This is a genomic window from Microbacterium sp. DWRC1-3 (genome assembly GCF_049896645.1).
GTDB classification, from domain to species: Bacteria; Actinomycetota; Actinomycetes; order Actinomycetales; family Microbacteriaceae; genus Microbacterium; species Microbacterium maritypicum.
Map to the genome: position 1 here is coordinate 1,261,871 of NZ_JAFCUS010000001.1, position 14,884 is coordinate 1,276,754.

Here is a 14,884-nt window from a genome sequence, read left to right on the forward strand (position 1 = left end):
GATGCCGGGGCGGCCGACGTCGCGGCCGCCCCGACGGGCGTCAGCCCTGGGTGATGTAGCGCAGGGTGGGGAACATCATCCCGACGATGGGCTGCAGCTGGATGCCGGAGGCCGTGTAGTAGATGTTGTTCGCCTGGTACCAGACAGACCACCACGCCTGGTCGACGAGCGCCTTGTTGAGCTCCTCGACGGCGTCGGTCTGCGCCTCGCCGCGTTCCGTCTGCACCTTCTCGACGAGCGGGGCGATGACCTCGTTCTGGGCGTAGTCGGGTGCGGGGTTGAACCACTGCACGCTGGTCACCTGGCGCGCGACCGTCGCCACGTCGTTGCCGTCCATCGCGAGGAACGAGATGAACATCGGGTAGTTCGGCGCGTTGAGCTGGTAGTCCGGCATCTGCATGTTGTCCCAGGTGACCTTCACGCCGAGCTCGGTGAGCGCCTGCTCGGCCGAGGGCTTCCACATCTCGAAGATCGGCGACATCGGCATGGAGATCTCGAAGCCGTCGGCGTAGCCCGCGTCGGCCAGCAGCTTCTTGGCCTTGTCCATGTTGTGGGCGTAGGTCTCGTTGAGGGCGGGATCGTTGATCGTGCCGCCGTCCGGGAAGACCTGGTTGGTGGCGACGCCGGCACCGCTGCCGACGGCGGCGAGGATCGCGGCACCGTCGAACGCGTAGTTCAGCGCCTGCCGGACCTCGAGCTTGCCGAGGGGCTCGCTCTTGGCTCCGGTGTGATCGGTGATGACGAGTCCCGCCCAGCCGGAGACGCGCTCCGCGGTGTTCCAGCCCTGCTGCTTCGCCTGCTCGAGGTTGGCGACGTCGCCGTACTGCACATTGATCTGGCCGCTGAGCATGGCGTTGTGCCGCGCTGTCGCATCGGTGATCGGGAAGATCGCGAGGTCGGTGAACGGGTAGGCCTCGGCGTCCCAGTGGTCGGTGGTCTTGGTGAAGTGGTACTCCGCGCCGGCGATGCTGGTGTCGCCGTCGAGGACGTAGGGTCCGGAGCCGATGGGCTCGCTGCCGAGGGTTCCCGCCTCGATCGCTGCCGGAGAGACCACGTAGCTGCGGCCCAGCCCCATGAAGTAGAGGATCGTGTCGTCGCGCTGGGTGAGGAGGATGCGAACCGTGTCGTCGTCGACCTTCTCGAAGGCGGAGACGTTCAGATAGGCCTCTCCGGAGCGCGCGCCCTGCTTGAGGTAGTCGAGGCTCGTGATCACGGCGTCGACGTCGACCGGGGTGCCGTCGCTGAACACGGCGTCGGTACGGATGTCGAGGTCGATGCTGAGGTCGTCGTCGGCGACGGTCCATTCGGTCGCGAGGGAAGGGACCGGCTTGCCGTCCGCGTCCAGAGCGATCAGGGCATCGTAGACGGCGGAGAGGTAGGGGCCGTCGAAGCCGATGTCGGCGAGCGAGGGATCCCACGACGTGACGTCGAGGAAGTTGCCGATGTTGAGGGCGTCGGGGCCGTCGGCAGCACTGCCGTCGGACGGGGAGGGTGTTGCGCCTGCGCTGCAGCTGGTGAGCGCGAGGGTCGCGGCCACGGCTGCGGCGAGCGCGAGGGGCATTCGTTTCATGGTTCCTTCTCTCGGGTGCAAGGGTGGTGAAGAAGGCTCGGAGTGCCGCTGACCGGAGACCGGATCCGGCGTCACCTCGATGTGTCGCGCTGGTTAGTCTACATGCGTGGAAAAAGAGCGCAAGAGCCTTTCGCTTCCCTGGCGGCCCCGCTCATGCCCCGGCGCGCACCGGGCTTGTCCGAGCGTGCAGGCATGGTGGAGCGCCGGTCGCCGGCGAGACGCGCAGGCGGCAGCGCGTTCAGGCAGCGATGTCGAAGCGCGCCCTGCCACCCAGGCGCGGAGCCCGCGCAGGGTCGACCGTGGCCGGTGGGAGGAACCACACCCTGCCTCGGCTCCCACCGCCATCGATACGGATATCCCACCCGTTGTCATGGATCCGATGGTGGCAGGTCTCGCACAGCAGCACGCCGTTCGAGAGATCCGTCGGACCGTGATCTCGACTCCACCATCGGATGTGATGCGCTTTCGTCATCTCGGGCGGCAGCGCACACATGGCGCATCCACCATCCCGCTCGACCAACGCCAACCGTTGCGAGCGCGTGAACAGGCGCTTCTCCCGACCCCAATCGAGCACTTCGCTCGCCGCACCGAGCACGCAGGGGATCACTCCCCCGCCTGCGGCCATCCGCCGCGCCGCGCCGATACTGACCGGCTGTTCGATTCCGTCGATCTCAGCGGAACCGGCGCCGGCTTCCAGGTCGTCGAGGCTCATCCGCACCACGACGGTCGCACCCGCCAACGGCACCCGGGCGTCGCACTCGAGAACGTGGCCCGCGAACACGGAGAGAGCGTCGGCCTGGATCATCGGCACGGTGCGACGATCGGCGTCCGGCGCGTCCGGCGCGGCCGCGTTCTTTCGCGCGGCGAACGCGGCGGTCACGTAGCCGCGGATGGCCGTCACGACAGGAGCGGCGGTCTCGGCGTCGAGGACGGCGTTCAGATGCACCATCCCGTCGCGCTCATGAATGGTCAAAGCTCGGCGGGAACGCTGCTCCTCCAGGCGCGGCTCCACCCCATCCGGGTCCAGCCACGCCTCGGCCCTCACGACCAGCTTGCGCACGTCGTCGAGAGCGAGCCCGACCGCCTTCTCCACCAGCAGAGACTCCGCCTCGGCGACCCGCACCGGGCCCGCCGAGACGCGACACCGATCCAGCAGGGCGATGATCGCGGCAGCCACCTGAGCACTCAGCGCGCCGGACCCGAGCGCCTCACGCACTCTCGGATACTTCGCCGGCAGAGGCGCCCCGAGGAGATCCTCGCGCGGCGCGACCGCCTCTCCGACCTTCACCAGCCGGGTCGCATCGCCACGCGAGACGCCGACGGTCGCCGCGATCAACGTCGCCGGATTCCGGTAGCCCTGCTGCTTCGCGAGACCCTCCGCACCCAACTCGGGACGAGACTCGCGCGAGATGCATGCCGCGACCTCGATGTGCACCGCATCCAGCCGCCGCTGCAGCAGCCCGATGGATGCGCTCACGGCGATCAGCTGCTCTCGCGACAGCTCACCGGATCCATCGGCGTCGGCCCATGCCGCATCGAGGCGGGACATCGCCTCGTGCAACTCGACCAGCTTCGACATGATTCGATTTTACCGAATCACCTCTCGACATTCGAACTTATCTTCGAACAAATGCCGGCATTCTGCCGCTGACCCTCCGCCCGACACCACGCTCACATGGTTCACTGGGTCCGACCGCAACAGCCGACAGGAAGAGGAAGACATGGGCACGTGGGGACCGGGAAACTTCGACGACGACACGGTCGCCGACGCACTGAGCGAGATCACCGACGAGCTCATCGCGAAGATCACCGAGGTGTTCGCCGATGAGGAGGACGACACCGAGCTGCAGCCGGACGAATGGGGCGGAGCCATGGCTCCCGCGTGGTTGGAGATCCTCACCGACATCGGGTCCGCGGGGCGAGTGGGTGCCACGTTCCCGTCGAGCAGCACGCTCGAGGGCTGGCGAGACCGGTACATCCGGGTCTGGGACGACTACATCGACGAGCTCGAACCGGACGAGGACTACCGCACCGACCGACGCCAGGTCATCGTCTCGACGTTCGAGCGTGCCGTAGCCCTCGCTCACGAGCGCGAGGCGTAGCCGACCTCACCACACACCGTCGGCGCGCACGTCACGGTCGACCCAGCACCCGGCGAGCGCCGCACGCACCTCGGGGCCATGCGCGAGCGCCAGCGCGAGTGCCGCATGGTTCTGCTCCAGCTGCGCGAGCCGGGAGGCACCGAACAGCACGTTCGCGGTCGCGGGGTTCGAGAGGCAGAAGGCGATGCCCAGTGCTGCCGGGGTGACCCCGAATCCGGCGGCCACCCGCGCGACCTCGGGGTAGATCGCGGCGATCTGCTCACGGATCCCTCCGACATCCGCGCCGATCTTCCGCTCGGGCAGCCGGCCGGTGGCGAGGATCCCTCCCTCGAAGACGTCGGACGCCTGCAGGGTGAGCACGCCCGCATCGAACAACGCCCCGTACGCCTCCCCCTCGGCCATCGACCGACGCGCGATGCCGTATTTCAGCTGTGCGAACGCCGGTGCGACAGCCCCCTGCGTCTCCGCCTCTTCGAGAGCCTCCCTGGTGTGGGCGATCTGCCAGTTGTTGATGCCCCAGCTGTCGACGAGGCCTTCCGAGATCAGCGCGTTCACCTCGACGACGAGGCGCGGCATGTCGGGCGCCTCCCCGTAGTCGCCGACCACCACCGTGTCGAAGCGTTCGAGGCCGGCCCGCCCGAGCGACTCGACGAGCTGTCGGCGAAATCCCTGGTTCGGCCAGTCCCACAGCCACAGCTTGCCGCACAGGGTGATGTCGTCGCGATCGACGCCGCTCGCCCGCAGCGCCTCGCCGAACAGGATGTCGGTCCTCGAGTTCTCGGCATGCGGACCCATGTTGTAGTACGCGATGTCGAAGAGTCCGGCGTCGAGCTCCGTGGCTCTCCGGATCAGCGCGACCGCCTCATCCTTCGACATCCGGTCCCAGGTGTTCCACGACCCCAATGCCAGCGGAGGCACCGGCACCCCTCCACCCTGCAGTGCCGTGCGGGGATATGTCGATTCGGGCATGAAGGCTCCTTCGTCTTCTCTGACACAGGGTTGTTTTTTCTATGTTTGTAGAATATAACGGAGTCACCCCGTCGCAGCACCCGTCAGTGAGGACGAACATGACCGCATCCCCCCGCCGCATCCTCGTCACCGGTGGAGCCTCAGGCCTCGGCAGAGGCATCGCCGCCGCGTTCGCACGGGCCGGGGATGAGGTGTTCATCGGCGACGTGAACGCGGAAGCCGTGCAGAGCGTCGCGAACGAGCTCGGCGCCACGGCCGTGCACCTCGACATCTCCGACGAAGCCTCCGTGCAGTCGGCGGCCGATCGACTCTCCGCCGCGGGCGGACTCGACGTGCTGGTGAACAACGCCGGCGTCGTCGCGGGCGGCGGCACCCTGCAGGAGGTGCCCGTCGAGGCCGTCGATGCCGCCCTGCGCGTCAACGTCCGCGGCACCTTCCTCATGCTCCGCACGTTCGGCGCCCTGCTCGCGGCGACCGGCGGCGGCTCGATCGTCAACATCTCCTCGATCGGCGCCCGCCAGCCCACCCCGGGTCTGGGCCACTACGAAGCCACCAAGGCGGCGGTCGATGCCCTCACCCGCACGGCCGCCATCGAACTCGCCGGATCGGGGATCCGCGTCAACGCCGTCGCCCCCGGTCCCGTGCTCACTCCCCTGACCGCCGACTTCGCGTCGAACCCCGATGCCCGTGCGGCCTGGGAGTCGCGCATCCCGCTCGGCTCGATCGCCGAGGTCGACCAGGTCACCCCGCTCGTGCTGTTCCTCGCGAGCGACGCCGCAAGCCACATCACCGGGGTCTGCGTCGCCGTCGACGGCGGACAGCTCCTGGTCTGACCGTTCCCCGGAGACGACACCATGACCCGCACCGCAGAACTGCCCACCACGACCCGCGCCGCCGTCCTCACCGCCCACGGCGAGCCCCTGACCCTGCAGGAGCTGCCGCTCCCCGCCGAGATCGAACCCGGTGCCGCCCTGGTGCGCATCACCTGCACGACCCTGTGCGGCACCGATATCGAGATCTGGGAGGGGAAGATGACCTTCCCCGGCATGCTCCCCATGGTGCTCGGCCACGAGATGGTCGGCGAGATCGTCGCCACCGGCCCCGACACCCGTGACGCCCTCGGCCGCACCCTCTCCCCCGGCGACCGCATCGGCTGGTCGGAATCGACCTGTGGCGAATGCCACGGCTGCGTCGTGCTGCGCGAACCGGTGGCGTGCGCCCACCGCGGTTACGGCTTCCTCCAGCGCGCGGACGTGCACCCCTTCGCCACCGCGGGTCTCTCCGCCTACGCCTACGTCACTCCGGGCGCCGCGAAACTGCTGCTCCCCTCCGCTGTCAAGGACACGTGGGCGTCGATGGCGGGATGCGCCGCCAAGACCGTGCTCCGCGCGTTCGAGCGTGCCGGACGCATCCGCCCGGGATCGAGCGTCGTGATCCAGGGCTCCGGGGCCCTGGGCATCTTCGCCACCGCCGTCGCGAAGATCGCCGGCGCCGGCCAGGTGATCACCGTCGGAGCACCGTCCGCGCGCCTGGAGCTGGCCGGGCGCTTCGGCGCAGACGTCGTCGTCGACTTCCGCGACGGTCCCGTGGTCGACCAGGTCCTGGAGCTGACGAACGGACGCGGCGCCGACCACGTCTTCGACTTCGCCGGGGCCCCAGGGGTGGGACCGGACGCCGTCGGGATGGCCGCCCAGCGCGGCACGATCGCGATCGTCGGTTCGACCGGACCGGCAGGAGACGGATTCGCCCTCAGCACGATCATGGGCAAGGAGCTCACTGTCGTGGGATCCCTCAACGGCGACATCTCCGACTACGCCAGGGCCGTCGACTTCTTCGCGGCGTTCGCCGACCGCTTCCCGTGGGATGACCTCTTCAGCGCCCCCGTCGGCCTCGCGGAGGCCTCGGCGAAGATCGCCCGCATGCACCATCTCGATGAGGTCAAGGCCGTCATCGACCCGAGTCTGTGAGGACGACCATGACCACTCCCCTTCCGCGCCGTGAGATCGGGCGCAGCGGCCTGCACTCCTCGCTGTTCTCGCTCGGCTCCTGGCACACCTATGACCGGATGGACTTCGCCGACGCGGTGGCCATGCTCCGCGAGGCCGTGGATCGCGGCGTGAACCTCTTCGATGTCGGGGTCTACTCCGCACCGGGTGCCCCACCGGTGTTCACCGACGTGATCTTCTCGGCCATGGTGCGCGCGGCGGGCCTCGACCGTGAGGAGTGGCTGCTGTCGTCGAAGCTCTGGCTCGAGACGTTCGACGCGGAGGGCTTTCGCCCCCAGCTCGACAACGCCCTGATGCGCGTGGGCGTCGAGCACGCCGACCTCGTGATCCTGGGAGACCTGCGCCGTGACGACCTGGATCTGCGCGACCTCGTGCTCGATCTCGCACGCCTGACCGATGCCGGGATCATCCGTGCCTGGGGAGTGAACAACTGGTCGGCATCGAGCATCCAGGCACTGATCGACATCGCGACGGACGAAGACGTGCCCGGCCCGCAGATCGCGCAGCTGAAGTACAGCGTCTCGCGACGTGCCATCCCGGACGGAGCGCCCTTCGCCGGCCTGTGGGAGCAGGGATTGACGTTGCAGGCCTCGGACTGCCTCGAAGGCGGCATCCTGGCGGGCAAGGTGAACGGCGACCGCCAGATCGGTCGCGACCCCGGCGACATCCGCGGGCGTATCCTCGCCGATGTCCCGGCGTTCGCGGCACTCGCGGATTCGCTCGACGCGTCTCCGGCGCAGCTCGGCATCGCCTTCACCCTCACGCACCCGGCGCTCACGACGACGCTGTTCGGGGCGTCGAGCGTCGCCCAGCTGCGCGCGAACCTCGCGGCCGTCGACCTGGTCGATCGTGTCGGCGTCGCAGAACTGCGTCGACTGGTCGCACCGTTCTGGGCGGACCGCGGCATCGTCGACCCCGAAGGCCCCTGAACCGCCCCGCCACCGCTCGCACAAGGAGTTCCATGACCGCCACCGCCGCCGGACGTCCCACCGTCACCCCCGTGCCCTTCGATCCCGAGGTGCAGGCCGTGCTGGATGAGATCGCGAAGGATCCTCAGCCGCCCCTGACCCGCGACGCGCTGCCGCGCGAGGGCGCCGACCGGATGTTCCCCGACAACGACACCGTCATCGCCGGCCGTGACATCGAGTGGGAGGACCGCGTGATCCCCGGCCCTGCCGGGGCTCCCGACATCGAGATCACGATCTTCCGGCCGACCGGAACCCGCGCCGAGGTGCTTCCCGGCTTCATCAACATCCACGGCGGCGGGATGATCGTCGGTCACCGCTCATGGGAGACCGGGCGCGTGGTCGACATCGTCGCGCAGCACCGCGTGGTGGCCGTGAACGTCGAGTACCGTCTCGCCCCTGAAGACCCCTACCCCGCCGGAGTGGAGGACTGCTACGCCGCCTTCGTCTGGGTGCATGCGCACGCGAACGATCTCGGCATCGATCCTGCGGGCATCGTCGTCGGGGGCGGGAGTGCTGGGGGCGGACTCACCGCCGCCGTCGCGCTGATGGCACGCGACCGACGGGGCCCGGCGATGGCGGGACAGCTGCTGCTGTGCCCGATGATCGACAACACCAACACCACGGTGTCGAGCCGGCAGTACGACGGCATCGGCACGTGGCAGCGGGAGCTGAACCTGCTCGCGTGGTCGTGCGTGCTCGGCGACGATCTCGCCTTCAGCCCCGAGGCACCCGCGCATGCCGCCCCCTCCCGCGCGGCCGACCTCTCGGGCCTGCCGCCCGCCTTCATCGAGGTCGGAGAGGCCGAGGCCTTCCGCGACGAGGACACCGAGTACGCCCTGCGCATCTGGGCCACCGGCGGACAGGCCGAGCTGCACGTGTGGGGCGGCGGCGCGCACGGCTTCGACATGTACATGCCCGATGCCGAGATCTCCCGCGCCGCCCTCGCCGCGCGCGCCTCCTGGCTGCGACGGATCTGGCGGGCCGCCCGATGACCGCCCACCCACCGGTCCCCTACGATCCCGAGCTCGTCGCCGGTCTCGCGGCCTTCGTCGACATGGTCGAGATCATCCCGCTGCGCGCCGACACCATCCACGCGAATCGCGATCACTTCGCGACCATCATCCCGCCCATGTCGGGGCAGGCCGACGGGCGCGCGATCACGTGGGAGGACCGGACCGTATCCGGCCCCTCCGGAGCCCCGGACATTGAGATCACGATCGTGCGGCCCACCACGCCGGCGAACGGTCCGGCCCCCGCCGTGCTGTCGATCCACGGCGGCGGGATGGTGCTGGGCACCCGGTTCTTCGGCACCTCCGAGCTCATCGACCTGGCCGAGCGATACGGGGTGATCGGCGTCGCGGTCGAGTACCGCCTCGCCCCCGAGCACCCGGGGCCGGCACAGGCCGAGGACTGCTATGCGGCGCTGGAGTGGATGGCGGCGCACGCGGAGGACCTGGGCATCGACCCCGACCGCATCATCGCGTCCGGCATGAGCGCGGGCGGTGGTCTCTCCGCCGCCGTCGCGCTGCTCGCCCGAGACCGAGGGGGTCCGCGCCTGGCCGGACAGCTGCTGGGATGCCCCATGCTCGACGACCGCAACGACACCGTCTCGAGTCGTCAGTACGACGGGTTCGGAGCCTGGGATCGCCACAACAACCACACCGCGTGGGAGGCGATCGCCGGCGAGGACCGCGGCACCGATCGGGTATCGCCCTACACCGCCCCCGCGCGCGCCGTCGATCTGTCCGGCCTCGCTCCCGCGTTCATCGAGGTCGGGGCGGCCGAGACCTTCCGAGACGAAGCGGTCGACTACGCCACGCGCATCTGGGCCACCGGCGGACAGGCCGAGCTGCATGTGTGGGCGGGCGGCTACCACGGCTTCTCCGGCTTCTCCCCCGACGCCGAGGTCTCGCAGGCGGCCGACGCCGCGCGCGCGAGCTGGCTGCGGCGCACGCTGCACCTGGAAGGATGAGCACTCCCGTTCCCGGGGAGCCCTCGCGGCCGCGGATGGGCACGGTGCACGCGATGCTCGTGCTCGGCATGCTCGAGGCGTTCGGCCCTCTGTCGATGGACCTGTATCTGCCGCAGCTGCCGCAGCTCGCCGCCTCGCTCGGCACCACGGAGGCACTCGCTCAGGCCACGATGTCGGCGTGCATGATCGGGCTCGGGCTCGGTCAGCTCGTCGCCGGACCCCTCAGCGACCGATGGGGCAGACGGCTCCCCCTGATGGTCGGCGTCGCCGTCTTCGCCGTCCTCTCCCTGGCGTGCGCGCTCGCCCCGAACATCGAGCTGCTGCTGCTCGCGCGCTTTCTGCAGGGACTCGCGGGATCTGCGGGCATCGTGATCTGCCTCGCGATCGCCCGGGACCAGTTCGAGGGCGTGGAGCTCTCACGGATGCTGTCGCTGCTGTTCCTGGTCTCGGGAACGGCGCCGATCATCGCGCCCGTCGTCGGAGGTCAGCTCGCGCGGATCATGGATTGGCGCGGGATCTTCGGCGTGCTCAGCGCCGTGGGCGTCGTGCTGCTGCTGGTCGTCGTCTTCGCCCTGCCGGAGACGCTGCCCGTCGCGACCCGGCACGGCGGCGGCCTGCGCACCCTCCGCATCCACACCGGAGCGGTCCTGCGCGATCGGCTCTTCGTCGCGGTGCTGTGCGCGGCGGCCGGGGGTGGAATCGCCTTCTTCACCTACTTGTCCATGTCGTCGTTCGTGCTGCAGGACGAGTTCGGCCTGAGTCCGCAGTCGTTCAGCCTCGCCTTCGCGGCGGGAGCTCTCGCGAGCATCGTCGGCAGTCAGCTCAGCCGTCTCGTCGTGAGCAGGTGGGGACCGCTGCGGGTGTACCTCGGGGGCATCTCGGCCACGCTGATCGCCGCGACGGCTTTCCTGGTGCTCGCGCTCGCCGACGTGGGCGTCGCGGGAGTCGTCGCCGCGCTGATCGGATTCATGCTGTGCTCAGGGCTCGGCGGGCCCAACGGGCAGACCCTCGCCCTCGCCCACCACGGCGCACGAGCGGGCACGGCTTCGGCTCTGCTCGGGATGTCGACGTTCCTGTTCGGTCCGGTGCTCGCGCCGGTCGCCGCAGGGATCGGTGGTACGAACGCCGTCACGATGGCGGTGACGATGACCGCAGCGGCGGCGGTCGCCGCGGTCGCCGCCTGGCTGTTCGTGCGCCCAGCCGCCGCGGGGTGACGGCCCCTCCGTCAGAATCCCAGGCACATCACCGCGACACCGGCGGTCATCGCCCACGACTCGATGCGGAGCAGGCGCGCCGTGCGACCGTGGTGCACCGGAGCGACGAACCACTCCGCGACGATGGTCCACAGTGCCACCGCGCCGACGCCCGCGAAGAGCAGCACCGAGAGCATGCCGGAGAGCCCGTGGCCGCCGTGTCCTGTCACCGTCGCTGAACCCACCGCGGCGACGGGTCCGGCGGCTCCGTGGAACGCGCACATCGCCATCACCAGAGAGACCAGAGCGCGGTGACAGCACGGGGCCGCCGATGCGGTGCCGCGAACGCCCATGGTCCCGACCATGCCGGATCCCAGCAGAACCACCCCCAGCGCCAGCTCGAGCACGGGGTGGCGCCCGGCGGTCGCGGCGAGTGCCAACATCGCCGCCGCCATGACGAGCACGCTCTGCCGCCCCTGCCACGGCACGGCGCGCCAGGCAGCCACGCCGGCGACGGCCGAGACGATCGCGGCCGCGGCCATCAGCCACGGCACCGCAACGATGAGGTGATCCACGCCGGAAGTATATTGAGCGCTCGCTCAATATAGCTATACCTGTGCGCGATGCGACAAGATGGGTGCGTGCCTCGCATCGTCGACCATGATGAGCGCCGCCGGCAGATCGCCGAGGCGCTGCTGGCCGTCGCCGCCCGCGACGGACACGAGAGCGTGTCTTCGCGTGCCGTGGCGAAGGAACTCGGCGTCGCCACGGGCTCGCTCTGGCACTACTTCGACGGCTTCGACGAGGTCATGCGTGCGGCTGCGGCCGAGGTGACCCGCCGCACCGAGGCGCGCATCGCCGAGGCGACGGCCGACCGCCGCGGGCTCGACCGACTGCACGCGCTCATGCGCGAAGTGCTCCCGGTCGACGAGCGCACCCGCACCGAAGCCCATGTCGTGGTCGGATTCTGGGGGCGCCTGGCCGCGCTCGCGCCGACACCAGACGCCGGCTCCCCCACGCTCGCCACCTGGCAGGACACGACGCGACTCGCCCTGCGGGAGGCGGTCGAAGACGGTGAGCTGCGCACGGACACCCCCACCGAGGCGATCGTGACGCTGCTGCGCTCCATCACCTACGGACAGCAGATCGTCGAGGTCACGGAGCCGCAGACGCCGGCCGCCCACCTCGCGGTGCTCGAGGTGGCGCTCGCTCCCTGGCGGGCCTGACGGAGTTCCCCGCCCGCGAATCTCCCGTTGCGGGCGTCGGACGGTCCGTCGTATCATCATGCCAACCCGTTTATTGAGCAATCGCTCGAAAATAGTGAGGTCGATGATGTCCCACCACGCTCCGCAGCCCGTGTCGATCGAGAAGATCGCCGCCCCGCACCCCCATGATCCCCTCACGGGTGCAGAGATCGCGGCCGCCCGCGCCGTGCTCGACGCCGCGGGCCTGATGACCGAGACCACCCGGGTGCCGATGCTCCTGCCCGACGAACCCCGCAAGGAGGAGCTCGCGACTTGGACGCCCGGCTCCCCCATCGATCGCCGCGTCGACGTCACCCTGCTCGACATCGCCACCGGCGTCGCCACCGAAGCCATCGTCTCGATCACCCGGGGCGAGGTGCTGCACACGCAGCGGGTCCCGAACGACGCCCCGCCCTACGGGCAGCCGCAGTACCTGTTCGAGGAGTACGAGCGCGCCGAGGCCATCGCCAAGGCGTCACCGCAGTGGCAGGCCGCGATGAAGCGCCGCGGCCTCGAAGAGCACATGGCGCTCGCTTTCTGCGGGCCGCTCGCTCCCGGATACACGGGCCGTGCCGACGAGGTCGGACGACGCGTGATCCGCTCCCTGACCTTCCTCAAGTACGACGAGCAGGACTCTCCCTGGGCGCACCCGGTCGAGGGACTCATCGTGCACATCGACCTCACCGCGAACAGCGTGATCCGCGTCGAGGACCACGGCGATGTGCCCGTTCCCGCCGGCCACGGCAACTACTACCCCGAGGTGCAGGGCGAGGCGCGCACCACCCTGAAGCCGATCGAGATCACCCAGCCCGAGGGGCCGAGCTTCGCCGTCACGGGTTCGCTCGTGGAGTGGGAGGGCTGGTCGATGCGCGTGGACTTCAACGCGCGCGAAGGCCTCGTGCTGCACGATGTCACCTTCCAGGGGCGATCGGTGCTGAGCAGGGCGAGCGTGCCCGAGATGGTCGTCCCCTACGGCGACACCGCGCCCGGCCGCTTCTGGATCAGCTACTTCGACGCGGGTGAGTACCTGCTCGGGAAGAACGCGAACCACCTCGAGCTCGGCTGCGACTGCCTGGGCGTGATCCGCTACCTCGACGGTTACGTCGCCGACGACCACGGACACCCCGTGCGCATCCCGAACGCGATCTGCATGCACGAGGAGGACTACGGCATCCTCTGGAAGCACACCGATCTGGCCGGGCGCTCCGACGTGCGGCGTTCCCGCCGGTTCGTGGTCTCGTACTTCTCCACGATCGGCAACTACGACTACGGGTTCTACTGGAACTTCGGCCTGGACGGGTCGATCGAGGTCGTAGCCAAGGCCACGGGGATCGTCTTCGCCAGCGCCGGCGAGCCCGGGGTGCGCCAGCGCCATGCGACGGAGCTGGCCCCCGGCGTGTTCGCCCCCGTGCACCAGCACCTCTTCTGCGCACGGCTCGACGTCGCGATCGACGGCGAGGACAACCGGCTCGTCGAGATCGACGCCCAACGCGTGCCGATGGGCCCCGAGAACCCCTTCGGCAACGCCTTCACCTGGTCGGAGACGACTCTGCACACCGAGAACGAGGCGCAGCGCGAGGCCGATTCCTCGGTCGCGCGGGTGTGGGAGGTGCAGAGCGCGTCCCACACGAACCACGTCGGCCGACCCACCGCGTACCACCTGGTGCCGCAGCCCACGGCACTGCTCATGGCCGACCCGCAGTCCTCCGTCGCCGCGCGTGCCGCCTTCGCGACGAAGCACCTCTGGGCGACGCGCTTCGAGGCGGGGCAGATCTGGCCGGCCGGTCGGTATCCGAACGCGCACCAGGGCGGAGCCGGGCTGCCCGAGTACGCCGCCGCCGACCGCGACATCGACGGCCAGGACATCGTGCTGTGGCACACCTTCGGTCTGACGCACTTCCCGCGGCCGGAGGACTGGCCCATCATGCCCGTCGACTACGCCGGATTCTGGTTCAAGCCAGCCGGATTCCTCGACCAGAACCCGGCCATGGATGTACCGGAGGCGTCGCAGGCGCACCGCGGCGCGACGGCGAGCGCATGCTGCGGCGGAGACACCTGCACCTGCGCGCACTGAGTCGGATGCCCGCCCGGGGCAGGCGCACAGAGACCCCGGTCTCGCCGCCTCTGCGCGTCGAGTCCGCGCCTGCCCCGCGGCTCAGTACCTCGCCGAGAACGCGCCGTCCGACTGCAGCAGCTGCCCCGAGATCCAGCGCCCTTCCTCCGACACGAGGAACTCCACCACGGCCGCGATATCGCCGGGGCGCCCGAGACGCCCGAGCGGTGTCATCTCCGCCAGCCCGCGGCGCGTCTCGTCGTCCATCCAGCCGGTGTCGATGGGCCCGGGGTTGAGCACGTTCGCCGAGATGCCGCGCGGGCCGAGCTCGCGGGCCGCCGAGATCACGAGCCGGTCGAGAGCGCCCTTGGAGGCCCCGTAGGGGAGGTTGCCGGTCACGTGGTCGCTGGTGAGCGCCACGATCGCACCTCCGCCGTCGCCCACCTGCCGCGCGAAGGCCGCGATCAGCAGCAGACTCGCCCTCGCGTTCACGGCGACGTGCCGATCGAAGCTCTCGGCCGTCGTGTCGAGGATGCCGGATTCCACATCGTGCGCATGACTCAGGATGAGTGCCGAGACCGGGCCGTGGGCTGCGTTCACCTCAGCCATCAGGGTCTCTGGCCCCTCGGGCGTGGCGAGGTCGGCGATGTGATCGGCGTCGTGCAGGTCGCTGGTGACGACGTTCCAACCGGCGGCGCGCAGACGAGGAGCGATGCCGGCGGCGATGCTGTCGGCACGCGCGGCGCCGGTGATCAGAGCAAGGGGCATCCGCACACCGTATCGGACTCCCCGGGCGCTCGCATCGCC

At 69.9% G+C, this 14,884-nt stretch carries 14 protein-coding genes; 9 read left to right on the forward strand and 5 right to left on the reverse strand.

Features of this window, described 5'->3' with window-relative positions:
* Positions 1-40: 40 nt before the first annotated feature.
* Positions 41-1,570 carry an ABC transporter substrate-binding protein gene (locus ACP699_RS06010; protein ID WP_426169990.1) on the reverse strand — a complete coding sequence of 510 codons (1,530 nt, stop codon included), beginning with the start codon at positions 1,568-1,570 and terminating at the stop codon, positions 41-43.
* A gap of 238 nt (positions 1,571-1,808) precedes the next feature.
* On the reverse strand, positions 1,809-3,149 hold the full coding sequence (locus ACP699_RS06015; protein WP_426169993.1) for a DUF222 domain-containing protein: 1,341 nt from the start codon (positions 3,147-3,149) through the stop codon (positions 1,809-1,811).
* 142 nt (positions 3,150-3,291) lie between these two features.
* Between ACP699_RS06015 and ACP699_RS06020 the strand changes: the two genes are divergently transcribed.
* Complete coding sequence (locus ACP699_RS06020) at positions 3,292-3,672, forward strand: DUF4259 domain-containing protein (RefSeq protein WP_055873567.1); 381 nt, start codon at positions 3,292-3,294, stop codon at positions 3,670-3,672.
* 6 nt (positions 3,673-3,678) lie between these two features.
* Here ACP699_RS06020 and ACP699_RS06025 read toward each other — a convergent pair whose 3' ends face one another.
* The gene (locus tag ACP699_RS06025) at positions 3,679-4,641 is read right to left on the reverse strand and encodes an aldo/keto reductase (RefSeq protein ID WP_426169997.1); all 963 of its coding nucleotides are present in this window, start codon (positions 4,639-4,641) and stop codon (positions 3,679-3,681) included.
* 98 nt (positions 4,642-4,739) lie between these two features.
* Here ACP699_RS06025 and ACP699_RS06030 point away from each other — a divergent pair, with 98 nt between their 5' ends.
* Genes ACP699_RS06030 through ACP699_RS06055 form a run of 6 tightly spaced genes read left to right on the forward strand, consistent with a single transcriptional unit; the run spans position 4,740 to position 10,801 of the window.
* Positions 4,740-5,474 carry an SDR family NAD(P)-dependent oxidoreductase gene (locus ACP699_RS06030; protein WP_055873573.1) on the forward strand — a complete coding sequence of 245 codons (735 nt, stop codon included), beginning with the start codon at positions 4,740-4,742 and terminating at the stop codon, positions 5,472-5,474.
* Between the two features lie 21 nt (positions 5,475-5,495).
* Complete coding sequence (locus tag ACP699_RS06035; RefSeq protein WP_055873576.1) at positions 5,496-6,608, forward strand: zinc-binding dehydrogenase; 1,113 nt, start codon at positions 5,496-5,498, stop codon at positions 6,606-6,608.
* A gap of 8 nt (positions 6,609-6,616) precedes the next feature.
* Complete coding sequence (locus ACP699_RS06040; protein ID WP_055873579.1) at positions 6,617-7,576, forward strand: aldo/keto reductase; 960 nt, start codon at positions 6,617-6,619, stop codon at positions 7,574-7,576.
* Positions 7,577-7,608: 32 nt separating this feature from the next.
* Complete coding sequence (locus ACP699_RS06045; protein WP_055873582.1) at positions 7,609-8,607, forward strand: alpha/beta hydrolase; 999 nt, start codon at positions 7,609-7,611, stop codon at positions 8,605-8,607.
* On the forward strand, positions 8,604-9,587 hold the full coding sequence (locus ACP699_RS06050; RefSeq protein WP_426170004.1) for an alpha/beta hydrolase: 984 nt from the start codon (positions 8,604-8,606) through the stop codon (positions 9,585-9,587). Before ACP699_RS06045 ends, ACP699_RS06050 begins: the two co-directional genes overlap by 4 nt.
* Positions 9,584-10,801 carry a multidrug effflux MFS transporter gene (locus tag ACP699_RS06055; protein WP_235563107.1) on the forward strand — a complete coding sequence of 406 codons (1,218 nt, stop codon included), beginning with the start codon at positions 9,584-9,586 and terminating at the stop codon, positions 10,799-10,801. Before ACP699_RS06050 ends, ACP699_RS06055 begins: the two co-directional genes overlap by 4 nt.
* Positions 10,802-10,812: 11 nt before the next feature.
* Here ACP699_RS06055 and ACP699_RS06060 read toward each other — a convergent pair whose 3' ends face one another.
* Positions 10,813-11,355, reverse strand: a complete 543-nt coding sequence (locus tag ACP699_RS06060) for a hypothetical protein (protein ID WP_055873591.1) — start codon at positions 11,353-11,355, stop codon at positions 10,813-10,815.
* Positions 11,356-11,421: 66 nt separating this feature from the next.
* On the opposite strand from ACP699_RS06060, the gene ACP699_RS06065 reads away from it, so the two are divergent.
* Positions 11,422-12,006, forward strand: a complete 585-nt coding sequence (locus tag ACP699_RS06065) for a TetR/AcrR family transcriptional regulator (protein WP_055873594.1) — start codon at positions 11,422-11,424, stop codon at positions 12,004-12,006.
* 103 nt (positions 12,007-12,109) lie between these two features.
* Positions 12,110-14,098 carry a primary-amine oxidase gene (locus ACP699_RS06070; protein ID WP_055873597.1) on the forward strand — a complete coding sequence of 663 codons (1,989 nt, stop codon included), beginning with the start codon at positions 12,110-12,112 and terminating at the stop codon, positions 14,096-14,098.
* Positions 14,099-14,179: 81 nt separating this feature from the next.
* Here ACP699_RS06070 and ACP699_RS06075 read toward each other — a convergent pair whose 3' ends face one another.
* Complete coding sequence (locus ACP699_RS06075; RefSeq protein WP_055873600.1) at positions 14,180-14,845, reverse strand: SDR family oxidoreductase; 666 nt, start codon at positions 14,843-14,845, stop codon at positions 14,180-14,182.
* Positions 14,846-14,884 lie beyond the last annotated feature (39 nt).